The sequence below is a fragment of the Schauerella aestuarii genome (assembly GCF_009866805.1).
In the GTDB taxonomy this organism is placed as follows: domain Bacteria; phylum Pseudomonadota; class Gammaproteobacteria; order Burkholderiales; family Burkholderiaceae_B; genus Schauerella; species Schauerella aestuarii.
This window is the reverse complement of record NZ_SIZW01000042.1, coordinates 58,226-76,091: the sequence shown is the minus strand read 5'-3', so window position 1 is coordinate 76,091 and position 17,866 is coordinate 58,226. Positions and strand designations below refer to the sequence as shown.

The 17,866-nt window shown below is 61.6% G+C and carries 18 protein-coding genes; 10 read left to right on the top strand and 8 right to left on the bottom strand.

Annotated elements, in window-relative coordinates; translation table 11 throughout:
* The first annotated feature begins 6 nt into the window (after nucleotides 1–6).
* The 7 genes from EYW45_RS15470 (at nucleotide 7) to cynS (ending at nucleotide 6,135) form a co-directional block, all read left to right on the top strand.
* The gene (locus tag EYW45_RS15470) at nucleotides 7–1,206 is read left to right on the top strand and encodes a sensor histidine kinase (RefSeq protein WP_407924929.1); all 1,200 of its coding nucleotides are present in this window, start codon (nucleotides 7–9) and stop codon (nucleotides 1,204–1,206) included.
* A complete protein-coding gene (locus tag EYW45_RS15465; RefSeq protein WP_161136341.1) occupies nucleotides 1,206–1,844 on the top strand; it encodes a response regulator in 639 nt (212 codons plus the stop codon). Before EYW45_RS15470 ends, EYW45_RS15465 begins: the two co-directional genes overlap by 1 nt.
* 136 nt (nucleotides 1,845–1,980) lie before the next feature.
* A complete protein-coding gene (locus EYW45_RS15460) occupies nucleotides 1,981–2,667 on the top strand; it encodes a DJ-1/PfpI family protein (RefSeq protein ID WP_161136340.1) in 687 nt (228 codons plus the stop codon).
* A gap of 13 nt (nucleotides 2,668–2,680) precedes the next feature.
* Nucleotides 2,681–4,033 (top strand): ABC transporter substrate-binding protein, encoded by a 1,353-nt coding sequence (locus EYW45_RS15455; RefSeq protein WP_161136339.1) that lies wholly within the window; start codon nucleotides 2,681–2,683, stop codon nucleotides 4,031–4,033.
* Between the two features lie 2 nt (nucleotides 4,034–4,035).
* On the top strand, nucleotides 4,036–4,878 hold the full coding sequence (gene ntrB / locus EYW45_RS15450; protein WP_161136338.1) for a nitrate ABC transporter permease: 843 nt from the start codon (nucleotides 4,036–4,038) through the stop codon (nucleotides 4,876–4,878).
* Nucleotides 4,879–4,882: 4 nt separating this feature from the next.
* On the top strand, nucleotides 4,883–5,692 hold the full coding sequence (locus tag EYW45_RS15445) for an ABC transporter ATP-binding protein (protein WP_161136337.1): 810 nt from the start codon (nucleotides 4,883–4,885) through the stop codon (nucleotides 5,690–5,692).
* Entirely contained in the window at nucleotides 5,692–6,135 is a 444-nt protein-coding gene (gene cynS, locus EYW45_RS15440) for a cyanase (protein WP_161137050.1), read from the top strand. The genes EYW45_RS15445 and cynS overlap by 1 nt, the downstream gene beginning before the upstream one ends.
* Nucleotides 6,136–6,189: 54 nt before the next feature.
* Here cynS and EYW45_RS15435 read toward each other — a convergent pair whose 3' ends face one another.
* Nucleotides 6,190–6,798, bottom strand: a complete 609-nt coding sequence (locus EYW45_RS15435) for a glutathione S-transferase (RefSeq protein ID WP_161136336.1) — start codon at nucleotides 6,796–6,798, stop codon at nucleotides 6,190–6,192.
* A gap of 156 nt (nucleotides 6,799–6,954) precedes the next feature.
* Between EYW45_RS15435 and EYW45_RS15430 the strand changes: the two genes are divergently transcribed.
* The gene (locus tag EYW45_RS15430) at nucleotides 6,955–7,815 is read left to right on the top strand and encodes a sugar phosphate isomerase/epimerase family protein (RefSeq protein WP_202444751.1); all 861 of its coding nucleotides are present in this window, start codon (nucleotides 6,955–6,957) and stop codon (nucleotides 7,813–7,815) included.
* A gap of 39 nt (nucleotides 7,816–7,854) precedes the next feature.
* Here EYW45_RS15430 and EYW45_RS15425 read toward each other — a convergent pair whose 3' ends face one another.
* Nucleotides 7,855–8,538 (bottom strand): hypothetical protein, encoded by a 684-nt coding sequence (locus EYW45_RS15425; RefSeq protein ID WP_161136335.1) that lies wholly within the window; start codon nucleotides 8,536–8,538, stop codon nucleotides 7,855–7,857.
* A 28-nt stretch (nucleotides 8,539–8,566) separates the two neighbouring features.
* Nucleotides 8,567–10,021, bottom strand: coding sequence for a M48 family metallopeptidase (locus EYW45_RS15420; RefSeq protein ID WP_161136334.1), 1,455 nt, complete (start codon nucleotides 10,019–10,021; stop codon nucleotides 8,567–8,569).
* Nucleotides 10,022–10,283: 262 nt separating this feature from the next.
* Between EYW45_RS15420 and aspT the strand changes: the two genes are divergently transcribed.
* Both aspT and EYW45_RS15410 read left to right on the top strand, forming a co-directional pair.
* Nucleotides 10,284–11,972, top strand: a complete 1,689-nt coding sequence (aspT, locus tag EYW45_RS15415; RefSeq protein ID WP_161136333.1) for an aspartate-alanine antiporter — start codon at nucleotides 10,284–10,286, stop codon at nucleotides 11,970–11,972.
* Nucleotides 11,973–12,006: 34 nt separating this feature from the next.
* Nucleotides 12,007–13,599, top strand: a complete 1,593-nt coding sequence (locus EYW45_RS15410) for a bifunctional aspartate transaminase/aspartate 4-decarboxylase (protein ID WP_161136332.1) — start codon at nucleotides 12,007–12,009, stop codon at nucleotides 13,597–13,599.
* A gap of 3 nt (nucleotides 13,600–13,602) precedes the next feature.
* Here the strand turns inward: EYW45_RS15410 and EYW45_RS15405 are convergent, their stop codons facing one another.
* The 5 genes from EYW45_RS15405 to EYW45_RS15385 all read right to left on the bottom strand — a co-directional run bounded on the left by EYW45_RS15405 (nucleotide 13,603) and on the right by EYW45_RS15385 (nucleotide 17,762).
* Complete coding sequence (locus EYW45_RS15405) at nucleotides 13,603–14,148, bottom strand: DsbA family protein (RefSeq protein ID WP_161136331.1); 546 nt, start codon at nucleotides 14,146–14,148, stop codon at nucleotides 13,603–13,605.
* A 77-nt stretch (nucleotides 14,149–14,225) separates the two neighbouring features.
* Nucleotides 14,226–14,954, bottom strand: coding sequence for an ABC transporter ATP-binding protein (locus tag EYW45_RS15400; protein WP_161136330.1), 729 nt, complete (start codon nucleotides 14,952–14,954; stop codon nucleotides 14,226–14,228).
* Nucleotides 14,951–15,751, bottom strand: a complete 801-nt coding sequence (locus EYW45_RS15395; RefSeq protein WP_161136329.1) for an ABC transporter ATP-binding protein — start codon at nucleotides 15,749–15,751, stop codon at nucleotides 14,951–14,953. The genes EYW45_RS15400 and EYW45_RS15395 overlap by 4 nt, the downstream gene beginning before the upstream one ends.
* Nucleotides 15,748–16,836: an ABC transporter permease subunit gene (locus EYW45_RS15390; protein ID WP_161136328.1), complete on the bottom strand. Its 1,089-nt coding sequence runs from the start codon at nucleotides 16,834–16,836 to the stop codon at nucleotides 15,748–15,750. Before EYW45_RS15390 ends, EYW45_RS15395 begins: the two co-directional genes overlap by 4 nt.
* Nucleotides 16,833–17,762: a branched-chain amino acid ABC transporter permease gene (locus EYW45_RS15385; RefSeq protein WP_161136327.1), complete on the bottom strand. Its 930-nt coding sequence runs from the start codon at nucleotides 17,760–17,762 to the stop codon at nucleotides 16,833–16,835. Before EYW45_RS15385 ends, EYW45_RS15390 begins: the two co-directional genes overlap by 4 nt.
* Nucleotides 17,763–17,866: the final 104 nt, after the last annotated feature.

Sequence of the window (17,866 nt, the reverse complement as noted above, 5' to 3'; positions counted from 1 at the left end):
GATATCGTGGCCGCATCCCACGACTGCGTGGCCCGCTGCATTCGCCACGTCTCCTCTGCCATGTTCGCCGACCTCAACCATCTTTCTCATCATGCCGCATGGCGGCGTCAGCTCGAAATGCTGCTCGAATCGGCGGGCGAAGGCATCTACGGCATCGACCTGCGCGGCCGTTGCATCTTCATCAATGGCGCCGGTGCCGAGTTGCTGGGCTACACGCCCGATGAAATCGTCGGCCGCAACATGCATTACCTGATTCACCATTCGTACGCCGACGATCGACTGATGCACGTGCACGACTGCCGCATTTTCAGGGCCTTCAGCGAAGGCCTCGGCGTACGCGTCGACGATGAAGTGCTCTGGCGGCGAGACGGCAGTTGCTTCGACGCCGAATACGGGTCCTACCCGATCCGGGATGGCGACCAGGTCGTAGGCGCGGTCGTGACCTTTGCCGACATTTCCGCCCGCAAGCGCATCGAATGCGAATTGCAACTCACCCAGACGCTGCTCGAGCGCCGGGTGGATGAACGCACGGCCAGGCTGCGTACCGCGCATGAATCGCTGCGGCGACTTTCCGCACACCTGAGCACCCTGCGCGAAGAAGAGCGCGCCCACATCGCGCGCAATATCCACGACGAACTGGGCGCATCGTTTACCGCGCTGCAGCTCGACCTGAACTGGCTGCGCAAACAGATCGCCCCCGATCCCGCGCTCGCCGCCCATGTGGATCGCATGCTCGACGTGACGCAAAACGCCATGGGCGCCACGCGCCGCATTCTGAACGATTTGCGTCCCTCGGTGCTCGATCATCTCGGGCTGTGGGCGGCACTCGAAACCTTGCTGCAGGATCTGCAGACCCGCACCGATATGGAATGCAGGTATGTGTGCGCACCGGACATCGAACGCTGCCGGCTCGGGCGCAGCGCCGAGATCGCCGTCTACCGCATCGTGCAGGAATTGCTGACCAACGTGCAGCGCCACGCGAATGCAACCACGGTGGCGATCGAGGTGGTGCTGCGTGACGCCACGCTGGTGCTGACGGTTGAAGACGATGGCGTGGGCATGCAATTGCCCGAGCAGCCGCATACGTTCGGCATCCTGGGCATGCGCGAGCGCGCACGCGCCATCGGCGGCGTGCTGGCGCTGGACAGCACGCCCGGCGCCGGCGCCCGAGCCCGTTTGCAGCTTCCGATCGAAAGCGGCGTCTGATGGCGCTGACGGTGCTGGTCGTCGACGACCATATGATCATCCGCCGCGGTCTGGCACAGATCCTGGCCGAGGATGCACGCATTGCACAGGTCGACGATGCCTCGGACGGGCCCACCGCGATGCGCGCGCTGCGCACCGGACACTACGACGCCGTCGTGCTCGACATCGCCCTGGGCGAGCGCGACGGCATGGACGTGCTGAAATCGGTGCGCGCCGAATTTCCCTCGGTAGGCGTCGTGATGTTGTCGGTCTATCCCGAATCGCAGTTTGCCGTGCGTGCCCTGCGCAGCGGTGCCCATGCGTATCTCAACAAGGGTTGCGATCCGGACACCCTCATCGCTGCGCTGTGCAAAGCGGCCGCCGGCAGCGTGTACGTCACACCTGCCGTCGCTGAGCTGCTGGCTCACAACGTGCGCCGCGACGGTCCTCAGGCGCCGCACGAATCCTTGTCCAATCGCGAATTCCAGGTGCTGCAGTTGTTGGTGGCCGGCAAGTCGGTATCGGCCATCGCCGAGCAACTCGCGCTCTCCGCCAATACCGTGTCGACCTATCGCAGCCGAGTGCTCGATAAACTCGGGGTGCGCACGATCGTGGATCTCGTCGCGTATGCAAACACGCACCAATTGCGTGCGCTTTGAGCGCTGATGCACCAGGTCGGCTCGCGGTGTGCACCGCGTAGTGGTCGCCCTACAGCGCATTCATCGGATTCGCGATAGGCGCGTTTGAAGGATCCCGCCATGATGGGCGCACTCCTCAACGCCCAGGGCTGCCCGCGTGAAGAAATCCGGATTTCGACTTGGCATTTACGTCTTCAAAGACGCGGAGGTGATCGACTACGCGGCGCCGTACGGCGTGTTCTCAGTGGCGCGGCGATTCGACCCCGAGCTCGACGTCTTCCTGATCGCCGACGCCCTGCGCCCGATCCAGACGCAAGCCGGGCTGACAGTGTTGCCCACTTACGGCTTCAACGATCTGCCTGACATGGACGCCTTCATGATTCCCGGGGGATTCGGCACGCGGCAGGAGATGCACAACAGCCGGCTGCACGCCTATATCGATGCGCTGCCTGAAACGTGTTTGCTGACCAGCGTGTGCACGGGTTCGTGGATCTATGCCCGCATGGGTTTGCTCGACGACATCGCGGCAACGAGCCGCAAAGAGCCGGACAAGCTCGAAGCCTCGCACATGGGACTCACGCCCATCGACCGGCTCGCCATGTTGGCGCCCGCCTGCCGCGTCAGCCGTGCGCGCGTGGTGGACGCCGGCCGCATCGTCACGGCAGGCGGCATTGCCAGCGGTACCGAGCTCGCGCTGCACCTGCTGCGCCGCGCAGGCTATCCCGAGTCCTTCATCGACGACGTTGCGCGGGTGATGGAGTACCACCGCGCCTACGCGTTGTACCGCGAAGACATCGAATACGCCGCCGGCGATTCGACTGCCCCTCCCCACGCCCCCACCTGACTGGAGCCGCCTCATGTCCCTGTTCCGCAATCCCTTCAATGCCGACACCCGCCTGGCGTGCGCCTGCGGGCGTCATGCCAGCCCTGCCGAACACGACCGGGCCCAGGGCCTCGATGCGGCACAGGACCGGGCGGTGGAAAGTGCCGTCATGCGCGCGCTGTTTCCGCAGGACGATCTGCGCCGACGCTTCCTGCGCGCAGTGGGGAGCGGTACGGCCATGGCGGCCGTGTCGTCGATCTTTCCGCTGGCCCTGGCCAAGGAAGCGTTTGCGCAATCCACCGGCTCCCTGGAAAAGCAGAAGCTCAAGGTCGGCTTTATTCCAATTACTTGCGCCACACCGATCATCATGGCGCATCCCATGGGCTTTTACGCCAAGCAAGGCCTGGATGTGGAGGTGGTCAAAACGGCCGGCTGGGCACTGATACGCGACAAGGCGATGTCCGGCGAGTACGACGCGGCCCACATGCTTTCGCCCATGCCACTGGCCATCACGCTGGGGGCCGGTACGAGCGGCGCGGTGCCGTGGACGATGCCGGCGGTGGAGAACATCAACGGCCAAGCCATTACCTTGGCCATGAAGCACAAAGACCGCCGCGATCCGAAGGATTGGAAAGGCTTCAAACTGGCGGTGCCCTTCGATTATTCGATGCACAACTATCTGCTGCGCTACTACCTCGCCGAGCATGGAATCGATCCCGATACCGATGTGCAGATCCGGTCGATTCCGCCCCCCGAAATGGTGGCCAATCTGCGCGCCGACAACATCGACGGCTTTCTGGCACCCGATCCCGTCAACCAGCGCGCGGTATACGACGGCGTCGGATTCATCCATATCCTGTCCAAGGAAATCTGGGACGGCCACCCGTGCTGCGCCTTTGCCGCCAGCAAGGAATTCGTCACCAAGATGCCGAATACCTATCAGGCCTTGCTGAAGTCGATTATCGAAGCCACGGCGTATGCGCATGACGCCAGCCATCGCAAGGAAATCGCCGCCGCCATTGCCACGCCCAACTATCTGAACCAGCCCGTCACAGTGCTCGAGCAGGTACTCACCGGCACGTATGCGGATGGCTTGGGCAAGGTCATCAAGGTGCCCGAGCGCATCGATTTCGATCCGATGCCGTGGCCGTCTTTCGCCGTGTGGATCTTGACGCAGATGAAGCGCTGGGGTCAGGTAAAAACCGATATCGATTATCAAAAAATCGCCAGCGAAGTCTTTCTCGCTACCGACGCCATTCGTTTGATGCGCGAAGCCGGCATGACGCCGCCCACCACGAAAGACAAAACGTTCAGCGTGATGGGCAAACCCTTCGACGCGACCAAGCCGGACGAGTACTTGGCCAGCTTCAAGATCCGGAGAACATAAGGATGCGCGGTGAAAAACCCTGGGGCGCGCCGCTGCTGTCGGTCGTCATTCTGGTCGCACTGCTGTTGGTGTGGCATGCGGCCACGCGATCCACGGCAGGCGAAGCGGTGGTCGACGCCGAGTATGCCGCGCTCGTGGGCGGCGCAGCGGCAAGCGGCGGCAAAACGCCCTTCCCCGGGCCGATGGATGTGGGGGTGCAGCTTTGGCAGCATTTGAAGGATCCGTTCTACGACCGGGGCCCGAACGATAAAGGGATCGGCCTGCAATTGGCCTATTCCATCGTGCGGGTGCTGGGCGGGTTTCTGCTTGCCGCCGTGGTCGCCATCCCGTTGGGCTTTTTGATCGGGATGTCCCGCACGGTCTATCGCGCTTTCGATCCATTCATTCAAGTCCTCAAGCCCATTTCGCCCCTCGCCTGGATGCCGCTGGCGCTCTACACCATCAAGGACGCCGATACGTCTGCCGTCTTTGTGATCTTCATCTGCTCGCTCTGGCCCATGTTGGTCAACACGGCGTTCGGCGTAGGCGCGGTCCGTCAGGATTGGCTCAACGTTGCCCGTACGCTGGAAGTCTCGCGGTTGCGCACTGCCTTTCTGGTCATCCTGCCTGCGGCGGCGCCCACCATCATGACGGGGATGCGCATTTCGGTCGGGATCGCCTGGCTCGTGATCGTGGCAGCCGAAATGCTCATCGGCGGCACGGGCATTGGCTACTTCGTCTGGAACGAATGGAACAACCTGTCGATCGCCAACATCATCTGCGCCATTCTCTTCATAGGTGTGATCGGCATGTTGCTGGACACCCTGCTCGCCCGCGCCGCCAGGCTCGTGAGCTATCGGGAGTAGATGCATGAGCAAACCTTTTCTCGACATTCATTCGCTCGCCAAACGCTACCCCCAACGCGACGGCAATCCCGGCCCGCCGGTTTTCGACGAAGTGAGCTTCGGCATCGACCGTGGGCAATTCGTGTGTGTGATCGGTCATTCGGGCTGCGGCAAAACCACCATCCTGAATATCCTGGCCGGCATCGACCACGCCAGCGAAGGCGTGGTGATCATGGACGGACGTGAGATCGACGGCCCATCGCTGGAACGCGGCGTCGTCTTTCAAGCGCATGCGCTGCTGCCCTGGTTGACCGCGCTGCAGAATGTGGCCTTCGGCGTGCGCTCGCGCTGGCCCGAATACAGCCGCGACAAGGTGCGCGAGCACAGCGTGCGTTACCTCGAGATGGTCGGCTTGGGACACGCGCTGGATAAAAAGCCCAGCGAACTGTCGGGCGGCATGAAGCAACGTGTGGGCATCGCACGCGCCTTCGCCATACAGCCGAAGATGCTTTTGCTCGACGAACCCTTCGGTGCCCTGGATGCGCTCACGCGTGGCACGATCCAGGACGAACTGCGGCGCATCGTACGCGCCACGCAGCAAACCGTCTTCATGATCACCCACGATGTGGATGAGGCCATTCTGCTGTCCGATCGCATCCTGCTGATGAGCACGGGGCCCCATGCACGCATCGCCGAGTCGGTCGATATCGACCTCGATCCGGATCGCACGCGCAGCTCATTGCACCATGAACCGCGTTATTACGACATTCGCAACCACCTTGTCGATTTCCTGGTCGACAAGGCCGCCCATCCCAAGGAGACGATTTCATCATGATGTCCCGCCCCGAAGTCACCGAACTCATCGTGACCCGCAAGATCGAGAAAAAACTGAGCTGGGCGACGATCGCCGAAGCGGTCGGCCAGAGCAAGGAATGGACGACCGCCGCGCTGCTAGGCCAGATGACGCTGACCGAAACGCAGGCACGTGCTGCCGCCGGTGTGCTCGATCTGCCCGAAGACGCCATTACCCAATTGCAGATCGTGCCCTACAAGGGGTCGCTCCCCACCGCGGTGCCCACCGACCCGCTGATTTATCGCTTTTACGAGTTGATCAGCGTGTACGGCACCACGTTCAAGGCACTGATTCATGAAGAGTTTGGTGACGGCATCATGAGCGCCATCGATTTCCGCATGGATATGCAACGCGAGTCCGATCCCAACGGCGACCGCGTGCAAATCCTGATGAGCGGCAAATTCCTGCCGTACAAAACCTACTGACGTTCACCCGTGCAGGCCGTGCTGACGTTTGCACGGGTGCAAGCCATGCTGACCTTACACGTGCGGCACGGTCGCCTGCATCGAGGGCCGTGCGCTGAAGGCCTCGAACCAGGCGGCTGACTTGGGGTATTTGTTGCGCCAGCCATAATCGGCGAAGCGAAAATCCAGGTAGCCCAAGGCGCAGCCGAACGAGATCGTGCCCACGTCCACCCGGTCGTAAAACGTATCGGCGTGGGCTTCCACCCAGTCCAGCCCGCTCTTGATCTTTTCCATCTGGCCGGCGACCCAGGCGTCCCACTGCGTGCCTTCCGGGCGCGTGGTTTCGTAGCGCGCCAGCAGCGCGGCATCCAGGATGCCGTCGGCCAAAGCCTGCTGCGCCAGAATCGCAAACCGCTGCGGATGATCGGCGGCCGGAAACAGCGTCCCGCCGCCCTCGGCGTTCAGGTATTCACAGATGACACGACTATCGAACAATGCCACACCATCCTCGATGATCAACGTGGGCACCTTGCCCAATGGGTTCGCTTGCACCACCGACGCATCGCGCAACACCGGGCTCACTTTGCTCGGCAACGTTTCAATGCGATCCGCCAAACCGAGTTCGAGCGCGAACACGGTGCATTTACGAACGTAAGGCGAGGCGCTGGAGAAGAAAAGCTTCATTCGACTGTCCTATCTGGATTCGGTTGTCGCAGGATGCACGCGGCAAGCGTGATGCGTCTCGCGGCCGCACATGCTTCCGCGAGACGCCATCATACGGCGAGATGCATGCCATCCATCGTCTGAGGCATAATTTTTGCGCAGCAGTATTGCAATCCAATGCCCGCCATGACCGCACCACCGCCCCCTAATCTCCTGTTCCTCAACACCATCCTGCTGGGTGGCACGCCGCAGGCGAAGATCGCAGCCGCCTGTGCCGCCGGATTCGATCAGATCGAGCTATGGCGTCAGGATCTCGACGACTTCGCGCAAGCGCCTGCCACCATGGCGAGCGTATTGCGCGCGGGCGGCATCGGCCTGACCGATTATCAGGTACTGCTGGATTTCGACGGTGCGCCCGACGCACGACGCACGGAAAAGCGAAATGAAGCATTGACGATGCTCGACACGGCCGCGGCACTCGGCGCCGATACCGTGCTCGCGCCCGCGTCTACCGACCGCGCTTGCATCGGCGCGCGCGTCGTCGATGATCTCGGCTGGCTCGCAACACAAGCACGGCAGCGGGGCTTGCGCGTGGCCTACGAGGCAATGGCGTGGAGCACCGTCAATCCAACGCTGCCCATGGCATGGCAGTGTGTGCAGCAGGTGGGTGCCGACAATCTCGGCATGGTGATCGATGCGTTTCACATCTTCGCGCGCGGGCGCGATGCTTCGGATCTTGAGGGGATTCCGATGGATCGGATCTTCCTGGTGCAGCTTTCGGATCTGGACCACGGTGTGGATCTGGCGCATGTGATCGACACGGCGCGACATCGCCGCTTACTGCCGGGGCACGGCCAGTTTCCCTTGCCCGGCCTGCTCGCCCGTTTGCTGGGCAGCGGCTACCGCGGCCCGATCGGCCTCGAAGTGTTCAACGATGCACTCAAGGCCCAAGCGCCGGAGAGTACGGCGCGCCAAGCGATGACGGCGCTCAACCAAACGTTGAGCGCCGCCAGAAACCTTCTTTCCCAACCCGGGTGAGTTCTTGAAGAGTGCCCGAACCGGGCACCCTGTTCTCCATCAGCTCACGCGGCCTGCGCGCAGTTCGGCCAGTTGCTGGTGAGCGTGGGCCACATTGATATAGGCGCTCAACAAGCCACCCAGTTCTTCTTCGTCCATCTTCTTGCCGCCCACTTCCTGGAAACCACCCGACGCAATCAGGATTTGATCGGGCTTGTTGCGGCGCTTGCGGATACCGGCTTGCGGCGCGAAGAACCCGCGGCGGCGCTTGAATGTTGGCAGCGGCGTGCCCTCGGCCAGATCCAGCAGAATCATGTCCATATGCCCGATCAACTGCACCTCGATGTCCGTAATGTTGACGAGTTTTACCGGCGCCGAAAAGTTGGCGAAGCTGATCTCTTCATGTGTCAATACCGTGTGCGGTACCTTCCCGGCATTGAGGTGATTGAGCAGCATGATGACGGACATCGCCAACATCACGCCCATGAAGATGAACATGTTCTGCGAGGCGCCCGAACTCACGGCCGCGATCGTCAGGATGACGAAAACGGCGACCATGATGATGCCGCCGTAAAACCAGCGACGCGTATTCGTGATTTCCGTACGCGCCGGCACGCTGGCAATGAACGCCTCCAATTCACGCACGGTCTCGTCCTGTTGCGACTGCGCGTTTTGATTGAGATCGGCGGTCAACGACTCGGCCAATGACGAGGGCGACAAAGTGTCGAATGCTTGTTGTGACATCGTGGGAAACTTCCTGGTAAAAGACGGCTCAGGCAGGCTGAGCCGCGGGGGAAAGCAGGCGCGAGAACCACGTCGTGTCGGTCTCGGTCGGTTGACGCAAGGCGTCGCGTAAAAGCGTGTCGTCCAACGGCACCGCCAGCGCGTCAATACGCGCGCGCGTGGTCGGATGCGTATCGATAGGATGAGCGATCTTGTGCTCGAGCAAATCTTGCCTGATACGCAACGGCGTGGCCGCCACATGGGCAAGCACGGCCGCGATCATATTGCCGCCGCGGGCATGCGCCGATTGCTGAAATTGGTCCACCACTTCGGCCAACGCCGTCACGCGCACCAAGGCGCAGGCCGACACGTGGGGACCGGCCACACGCGCACCGGCCTGATCCGCTGCGAACTCCTGCACGCGACTCCAGTGCAGGTAAGCATGCTCGAAGGCGTTGGCGAAATAGATCGACGCCCAGATCGGCGGCTCGTTGAACCAGCTCGAATCCTCTTCATTGGCCATGATCAACTGCGCGATGCGTTGATCCATCTCGCGATGCATCAGTGCAATGCGAACGCCGTGCTCGGTATCCGCGTTGGCGAAGTGACCGAGTTCATGACCCACGATCGCAGCGCTCTCGCCCTGACTGAGCATCGACACATAGGTCATCGGCAGATAAAGTGTGCGGCCCGTCAAGCGACTGCTCTCGGGTTGCAGGGCCACGGGCGCGCTCGTCACATAAAACGATTCGGTCAATCCGACCACAATGTGGTCCGGCGTGGGCGCACCCAAACGCGCGGCGATATCGTCGATCCACGACCACAGTTGCGGCGCCTGAGCGCGCGTCAATGCACGTCCCAACACCGGCATATCGACCGCCTCGATCGAAGCGAGTTGCCTGAACGCGCTGATGAGCAGCTTGGCGGCGCAAAAAATAGCGCCCCACAACGGCACGGTGAAAACGATGGCGACGAAGCCATGCGTATACCAGTTCGCGCGCGACCACGCGAACTCATAAGCCACGTTGCACAGCAGGGTGACCAGCATCAACGCGATGTGCAGCAGGAGCAGACGCGACACCTGTGCCCAGCTTTTCTCGAAATGATTGAGCAGAAAATCGAAGTCGCGTTGCGCACGCCGACTGTCGGCGCCGATCTTTCGGATGATCGTCACGCCCAGCGCAAAAGCGCCGATGGCCGCCAACATCGACACCGCGGCAAGTGCCCAACGCAACTGCACATTGCCGCGGCCTGCTTCCATCTGTTCGAGCTCTTGCGCCATCATCGCCGGCACCGACGCACGCGCTTCTCGGGCATAACGATAAGGCACACGCACCGAGGCATAGCCTTTCTCACGCACCTCACTCAGGTATTGGCGGGCAGCCACTTCATCCTGAGTGACCGAATACGCGCGAAAGAGCTGAAGTGCTGGATACAACGTCAAGATGACGGGGATCATCAACAGGAAAAAATAAACTTTGCGCTTGACTGCCGAGGTGCTCATTTGTGCTGCTTGATTCTGATGCTTGAACGTCTGCCGTAATCGGCAAATTCGGATGAGAGCGTCGACGACATCGCTGCGTCGTGCGGTCTCAAGGGCGGCGATTCTCCGGTTTTTTTTTACCCTCGCAACGAAAAATACAAATGCAAACCAATTGGCTCCGCGCGTAAAAATACCGTTCCATTTGTATTGACTTCGTCACACTCTCGGCAAATACTTCGAGCCTGCGATCCCCTTCTCATTATTTGAAAAAGGCGGTGCGAGTATGGTGTGGCTACATTCGCTGCTTAATCAAGCGCCCGAAATAGCACTGTTCCTGTCACTGGCGGGCGGTTATTGGATCGGTAAATTCCAATTCGGCAAATTCCAACTCGGCGGGGTTGCCGGCGCGCTCCTTGTGGCGGTGGTGATCAGCCAGGTCGGCGTCACGATCGACAACGGCATCAAGTCCGTACTCTTCGCACTTTTCATCTATGCAGTGGGCTTTGAAAGCGGACCGCAATTCTTTCGCTCGCTCGGGCGGCAGTCGATTCGCGAAATCGTGATGGCAGTCGTGCTCGCCGTGAGCGGCCTGGCCACCGTCATCATCATGGCCCGCCTGTTCGGGCTCGACAAGGGGCTTGCCGGTGGCATCGCAGCCGGCGCCCTCACCCAGTCGGCCATCATCGGCACAGCCAGCGCGGCGATCGGCAAATTGGGATTGGCTGCCGAAGAGGTCCAGCGTCTTCAAGGTAACGTCGCTGTGGGCTATGCGGTGACCTATATCTTTGGCTCCTTCGGCGCAATCATCGTCTGCGTGAACATCCTGCCGTGGTTCATGGGCCGCGGCATTCGCGACGATGCGCTGAAGGCCGAGTCGGAAATGCTTGCGGGCGCTCGCGTGTACGGACCGGGCGAGCAACCCGCGGCCCCCGATCTGGTGGGCCGCATCTATCGCGTCGATCAAGCGGCCGGCAAAACGATCGCCGAGCTCGAAGCCGGCAGTGCTGGCGCCGCGATCAGTGTCGAACGCCTCAAACGCAACGGTTCGATCATCGGTATCGAGCCGGGCATGGCCCTGGAGAAAGGCGATGTGGTCTTGCTGGTGGGACGCCGCGCCGGGGTCGTCGGCATTGCCGCACAAGTAGGCACCGAATTGCAGTCGTCCGAAGGCATGGACGTCATCATGCTGACCCGGGATGTGGCTGTGGTGCATCCAGACTTCACGCGCCACACCGTGGCACAGATTCGGGAGGCGACGGCAGGCGGTCTGCGCCATGGCATTTATGTGATCGAGGCCAAACGCGGCGGCAAGCCGCTGCCGTTGACGCCCGACACGATGATCGAAGCGGCCGACGTCGTCACGCTCTACGGCACCTCAGAAGATGTGCAGCGGGTGGTCAAGGCTGTGGGCACCGCCATCCTGCCGAGTGAAAAAACCGACTTCGTTTTTCACGGACTGGGCATTGCCATCGGACTGCTCATTGGTTTGATCGTGGTGCGGGTGGGTTCGATTCCACTGACGCTGGGCAGCGGCGGCGGTGCCTTGCTCGCGGGTCTGGCTTTCGGCTGGTATCGCAGCCGCAACCAAGCGATCGGCAATCTGCCCACGCCGGCGTCGGCGCTGCTGCGCGATCTCGGCCTGGCGGGATTTGTGGCGGTGGTAGGCCTGCAGTCAGGTCTGCAGGCCGTCAGCACGATTGCCTCAAGCGGCCTGTCCATTTTCCTGATCGGCGTTGTGGTGACCGTCCTGCCGCTGATCATCACCATGCTCGTTGGCCGCTATGTGCTGCGGTATGACAACACGGCCATCTTCGCCGGCGCGCTTTCCGGGTCACGCAGCGCCAATCCGGCGTTTGGCGAAATCCTCGACAAGGCCGGCAACAGTATCCCTACCGCGCCCTTCGCCATTACCTATGCGCTGGCCAATGTGTTTCTCACATTGCTCGGACCGCTGGTCGTCGCGTTTGCCTGATGCCTGCCCACTGCCCTGTCAAGGAGTCGACACGATGAATCCCGATTACAGCAAATACGCCAAACTCAGCCCGTTCGAACTTAAGGATGAACTGATCAAGCTGGCGTCGGGACGCGAAAACCGCCTGATGCTCAACGCGGGCCGCGGCAATCCCAATTTCCTCGCCACCTTGCCCCGCCGAGCGTTCTTCCGCCTGGGCTTGTTTGCGGTGGCGGAAGCCGAACTGTCGTATTCCTATATGAAAAACGGGGTGGGCGGCCTGCCGCGCATCGAAGGGATCGAAGCCCGCTTCGAACGCTTTGTGGCCGACAATCGCGATCAGCCGGGTGTCGTTTTTCTGGGCCGCGCCCTGAGCTATGTTCGCGACCAATTGGGATTGCCCGCCTCGGACTTTCTGCACGAGATCGTCGAAGGCATCCTGGGCAGCAATTATCCCGTGCCGCCCCGCATGCTCAAGCTCAGCGAGCAGGTGGTTTGCCAATACATCGTCAAGGAGATGATCGGCGGATTCATCTCCACCGGCGGCGTCGATTTATTTGCCGTCGAGGGCGGCACCGCCGCCATGACCTATATCTTCAATTCGCTCAAGCAAAATGGATTGCTCAAGCGCGGCGATAAAGTCGCCATCGGTATGCCGGTATTCACGCCCTATATTGAAATACCGGAGTTGGACGAATATGGCCTGCATGAAGTGGCGATCAACGCCGACCCTGCGCAAGGATGGCAATACCCTGATTCCGAATTGGAAAAACTGAAAGATCCCGCGATCAAGATTTTCTTTTGCGTGAATCCCAGCAATCCGCCGTCTGTGAAAATGGACGATCGCAGCCTGGAGAAAGTAGCTCAGATCGTGCGCGATCATCGCCCCGATCTGTTCATTCTTACCGATGACGTCTATGGCACCTTCGCGGACGATTTTCGATCGCTCTTCGCGCTGTGCCCGCAAAACACCATGCTGGTGTACTCCTTCTCGAAGTACTTCGGTGCCACGGGATGGCGCCTGGGTGTGATCGCAACCCACAAGAACAACGTCTTCGACGATCAGATGGGACAACTGCCCGCCGATACCAAAGCCAATCTCGATCGGCGCTATGGATCGCTGTTGCCCAACGTGGCCGACCTGCGTTTCATCGACCGGTTGGTGGCCGACAGCCGTACCGTGGCGCTGAACCACACCGCGGGCCTGTCCACCCCCCAACAAGTGCAGATGGTGCTCTTCTCGCTCTTCGCACTGATGGATGAGAACGACCGCTACAAGGCCGAACTCAAGAAGCTCATTCATCGCCGCGAGGCGGCGCTGTACCGTGAACTGGGCATCGAGGCCGAGCACAATCCCAACGCGGTCGATTACTACACGCTCCTCGATCTGGAGGATATCTCGCTCAAGCTGTATGGTCCCGAGTTCGCCGCATGGATCAAGGAAAAAGCGAGCGGTGGCGATTTGCTGTTCCGCATCGCCGACGAGACCGGTATTGTGCTGCTCCCGGGCCGGGGCTTCGGCACGCAACAACCCGCCGGTCGCGCCTCATTGGCCAACCTCAACGAGTATGAGTACGCGGCCATCGGCCGCGCCTTGCGCGGGATGGCCGAGCAGTACCACGAAGAATTCAAGAAAACGAAACGCTAGCCGCTAGCCCGCCAGCGCCGCCTGGACGGCATCCTCCAGGCGCTGCAGGCCGAACGACACATCCACCATCTGGCCGTTGACGTAGAAGGTGGGCGTGGCGCGAACCCGCAGATGCGTGCCCAGCGCCACGTGTTCATTCACGCGCTGGCGATACACCTCATCCGACAGTTCATTTTCGAATCGCGGCATCTCGAGGCCCAATTGCTGGGCGTATACGATCAGATCGCGGTCGCCCAGATGCGACTGGTGGCTGAATAGCAGATCCACGTACTGCCAGAACCGCCCTTGCCCACCCGCAGCTTCGGCCGCTTGCGCGGCGCGCTCGGCATGCGGATGCACCTCGGTCAGCGGAAAGTGACGAAACACAAAGCGCACATCGCGCGCGTAGCGCGAGCGCAACTGCTGCACGGCGCCGTGCGCCTGACCGCACGACGGGCACTCCAGATCGCCGTACTCGATCAAGGTGACGCGTGCATTGCCGGGCCCCAGGATATGGTCGATTGCTGCATCGGGCGTGAGCGCCGGATCGGACTTCGCGTTTGCTGCCATGATGACACCTCGCCGAGTAAGGAGCATGACTTGGGGATAGGCACCCCAAGCGCCTGGCTCAGTATAGGCCCGGGCCGTCAGCTTTCCTCACCCAGATATGCTTCTCGCACTTTGGGATCGTGCAGCAGTTGCTGGGCCGGGCCTTCGAGAATCAGTTCGCCCGACTCCATCACATATCCGCGATGGCTGTTCTCGAGCGCCAGCTTGGCGTTCTGCTCGATCAGCAAAATGGTCACGCCCTCCGAAGCGATCGTGCGCACCACCTCGAACACCTTGTCTACCATCAAGGGCGCCAATCCCATCGATGGCTCATCGAGCAACAGCAGGCGGGGCCGCGAAATCATCGCGCGGCCCATGGCCACCATCTGCTGCTCGCCGCCCGACAAGGTGCCGGCCGACTGCTTGCGGCGCTCGGCCAAACGGGGAAAGAGTTCGAATACCCGCTCCGTGTCGCGGCGGATCTCGGTCGCGTCGCGCCGCGTGTAGCCGCCCATCGCCAGATTTTCCTCGATGGTGAGCTGCCCGAAGATGCCCCGGCCTTCCGGCACCATCACCAGGCGTTGCCGCACCAGTTCGTAGGAAGGCGTGCCGGTCATGTCGCGGCCGGCGTAGCTGATGCTGCCGCCCGCTACCGGCACCAGTCCGCAGATTGCCCGCAGCGTCGTGCTCTTGCCCGCCCCGTTGGCGCCGATCAACGCGACCAATTCGCCTTCGTTGACAGTGAGATTGATGCCGCGCACGGCGCGGATGCCACCATAGGCGACCTCGAGATCGCGCAAGGCCAGCAAAGGTTGAGCGGCGGTCATGCGGTGGCTCCCGGAACGGTTTCGGCAACCTGAGCGGCGCCCGCGCCCAGATACGCTTCGATCACTTTGGGGTTGCGCTGCACGTCGGCCGGCCGGCCTTCGGCCAGCACCTTGCCGTACTCCAGCACCAGCACGCGATTGCACAAGCCCATCACAAGTTTCATATCGTGTTCGATCAGTAGTACGGTGATGCCATCGTCCCGAATCTTCTGGATCAGTTGCCGCAGCACCACGGTCTCGGAAGCATTCATCCCGGCGGCCGGCTCGTCGAGTGCCAGCAGCTTCGGCTCGGTGGCCAATGCGCGGGCGATCTCCAGGCGCCGCTGATCGCCGTAGGGCAACGACTTCGCAACGTCATTGGCGCGGCTGCCGATACCCACATAATCGAGCAACGCATGCGCGCGCGCTTCGATCTCGGCCTCCTCACGGCGGGTGCGCTTGTCGCGCAGCACCGCACCGATCACGCCGGCCTGCGTGCGGATATGGCGACCGATCATGACATTCTCGATCGCACTCAGATTGCCGAACAACCGGATATTTTGAAAGGTGCGTGCGAGCCCCAGTCCCGCCACTTCGTGGGGCTTGCGCCCGGTGAGCGTTTCCCCGGCAAACGTGCAGGTACCGCTTTCCGGGATATAGAGACTGGTGAGCACGTTGAACAAGGTGGTCTTGCCGGCGCCGTTGGGACCGATCAAGCCGTAGATGTCACCCGTCTCGATGCTGAAACCCACGTCCGACAGCGCTTGCAGCCCGCCAAAACGTTTCGACAACCCTTGCGCTTGCAGCAGTACGCTCATGCCGATGCTCCTTTGCCGCGCGCCAACTCGCGCTTGCGTACCGCCGACGGCCACAAGCCGGCCGGCCGGAACAGCATGACCAACACCATCGCCAGGCCGAACATCAGCATGCGAATGCCTTCGGGATCGAGGATGACCGCACCGAAAATCATATGCTGCGCCGGCTCCACCACCGCACGCAGAAATTCCGGCATGGCCGCCAGCAAAATGGCTCCCAGGATGACGCCGGGAATATGGCCCATGCCGCCCAGCACCACCATGCACAAAATCGATATCGATTCGGTCAGGCTGAAACTCTCCGGGCTCACGAAACCCTGCATGGCGGCGAACATTGCGCCCGCCGCGCCGCCGAACGATGCCCCCATGGCGAACGCCAGCAACTTCACGTTGCGGGTATTGATGCCCATGGCTTTCGCGGCGATCTCGTCTTCGCGGATGGCTTCCCAGGCGCGACCGATCCGCGAGTTCTGCAAACGCGCGCAGACCAGCAAGATCAGCAGCACGATCGCCAGCAGCAGGTAATAGTATTTCTCGGGTCCGGTAAACCGGATGCCGAAAAACGTTTCAGCGCGGGCAAACGTAAAGTCGCCAATCTTGAACGGATCGATACGGTTGATCCCCTGCGGGCCGTTGGTGATGTTGATCGGCGCGTTGAGATTGGTGAGAAAGATGCGGATGATCTCGCCAAAACCCAACGTGACGATCGCAAGATAATCCCCTCGCAGTTTCAGTGTTGGCGCCCCCAGGAGCACACCGAACAGCCCGGCAATGGCAATCGAAATCGGCAGGATGGCCCAGAACGGCAGGTGCAACCCGAAATGCGGGGACGCCAGCAATGCCCAGGTATATGCGCCGACGGCATAGAAGGCGATGTAGCCCAGATCCAGCAGTCCGGCAAAGCCCACCACGATGTTCAGGCCTAACGCCAACATCACATACAAGAGTGCGAAGTTGAGCGTGCGCACCCAGCTTTGACCGGCGATGCCGATCACGAACGGCAGCACCGCCAGCACCACGCCGACCAGGGCAATGCCCAGCAGCGTTTTGATGGGCAAGCCGCGCTTGAGAGAAGTGGTTTGGGTCATGCACGGTCTCCCACGCGTTCGCCCATCAATCCGGACGGACGGAAGATCAACACGGCAACCAGCACGATGAACGCAAACACATCCTGGTAATGGCTACCCAGCACGCCACCGGTCAGGTCGCCGATATAGCCCGATCCCAACGCCTCGATCACCCCCAGCAGCAAGCCGCCGAGCATCGCACCGCCCAGGTTGCCGATGCCGCCCAGCACCGCCGCGGTAAAGGCCTTCAAGCCGAGCATGAAGCCCATGGTGTACTGCGCCACGCCGTAGTAAGTGGTGACCATCGTGCCCGCGACGGCGGCCAGTGCCGAGCCAATCAGAAACGCGGCCGAAATGACGGTGTTGATGTTGATGCCCATGAGTCCGGCCACTTCGCGATTTTGCGCGGTGGCGCGCATCGCGGTGCCTAGGCGCGTGTGGTGCACCACGAACGTCAACGCAGCCATCAAGGCGCCGGCGATCACCACGATCGCAATCTGCAGACCGCTGATGCGGGCGCCGGCCACCGTATACACGGCCGGCTGAATAACCTGTGGAAAGCTCAGGTAGTTGCGGCCCCAGATCATCATCGCCAGATTCTGCAGGATGATGGAAACGCCGATGGCGGTGATGAGGGCCGCCAGACGCGGGGCGCGGCGCAGCGGCCGATAGGCCACGCGCTCTGCGGTCCAGCCCACGATCATGCATACGGGAATGGCCACCAGCAGCCCCGCGCCGATCACCAGCCACGCCGAGGCGTTGGGATCGGCATGCATGAGCGATCCGGCCACAACGGTGACGACCATCGCCCCGATCATGACCACGTCGCCGTGCGCAAAATTGATGAGGCCGATAATGCCATAGACCATGGTGTAACCCAGGGCCACCAGCGCATAGACGCTACCGAGCGTCAGCCCGTTGATGATTTGTTGAAGAAAGATTTCCATGCTGCGGCCTTTGATAATGACGGCATGCGGCATCGGATCGACGATCCGAGGACTAAGGCAGATCACGCGATAAGGGAGGGATCAGGCTGCCGCAGGCAGCCTGG

Bases quoted from the DNA above. Each gene is read 5' to 3' on its own strand.
- cynS (WP_161137050.1), top strand. From the start codon at position 5,692: ATGTCCCGCCCCGAAGTCACCGAACTCATCGTGACCCGCAAGATCGAG.
- EYW45_RS15420 (WP_161136334.1), bottom strand. From the start codon at position 10,021: ATGAGCACCTCGGCAGTCAAGCGCAAAGTTTATTTTTTCCTGTTGATG.
- EYW45_RS15465 (WP_161136341.1), top strand. From the start codon at position 1,206: ATGGCGCTGACGGTGCTGGTCGTCGACGACCATATGATCATCCGCCGC.
- EYW45_RS15385 (WP_161136327.1), bottom strand. From the start codon at position 17,762: ATGGAAATCTTTCTTCAACAAATCATCAACGGGCTGACGCTCGGTAGC.
- EYW45_RS15410 (WP_161136332.1), top strand. From the start codon at position 12,007: ATGAATCCCGATTACAGCAAATACGCCAAACTCAGCCCGTTCGAACTT.
- aspT (WP_161136333.1), top strand. From the start codon at position 10,284: ATGGTGTGGCTACATTCGCTGCTTAATCAAGCGCCCGAAATAGCACTG.
- ntrB (WP_161136338.1), top strand. From the start codon at position 4,036: ATGCGCGGTGAAAAACCCTGGGGCGCGCCGCTGCTGTCGGTCGTCATT.
- EYW45_RS15445 (WP_161136337.1), top strand. From the start codon at position 4,883: ATGAGCAAACCTTTTCTCGACATTCATTCGCTCGCCAAACGCTACCCC.
- EYW45_RS15395 (WP_161136329.1), bottom strand. From the start codon at position 15,751: ATGAGCGTACTGCTGCAAGCGCAAGGGTTGTCGAAACGTTTTGGCGGG.
- EYW45_RS15430 (WP_202444751.1), top strand. From the start codon at position 6,955: ATGCCCGCCATGACCGCACCACCGCCCCCTAATCTCCTGTTCCTCAAC.
- EYW45_RS15425 (WP_161136335.1), bottom strand. From the start codon at position 8,538: ATGTCACAACAAGCATTCGACACTTTGTCGCCCTCGTCATTGGCCGAG.
- EYW45_RS15455 (WP_161136339.1), top strand. From the start codon at position 2,681: ATGTCCCTGTTCCGCAATCCCTTCAATGCCGACACCCGCCTGGCGTGC.
- EYW45_RS15390 (WP_161136328.1), bottom strand. From the start codon at position 16,836: ATGACCCAAACCACTTCTCTCAAGCGCGGCTTGCCCATCAAAACGCTG.
- EYW45_RS15400 (WP_161136330.1), bottom strand. From the start codon at position 14,954: ATGACCGCCGCTCAACCTTTGCTGGCCTTGCGCGATCTCGAGGTCGCC.
- EYW45_RS15405 (WP_161136331.1), bottom strand. From the start codon at position 14,148: ATGGCAGCAAACGCGAAGTCCGATCCGGCGCTCACGCCCGATGCAGCA.
- EYW45_RS15435 (WP_161136336.1), bottom strand. From the start codon at position 6,798: ATGAAGCTTTTCTTCTCCAGCGCCTCGCCTTACGTTCGTAAATGCACC.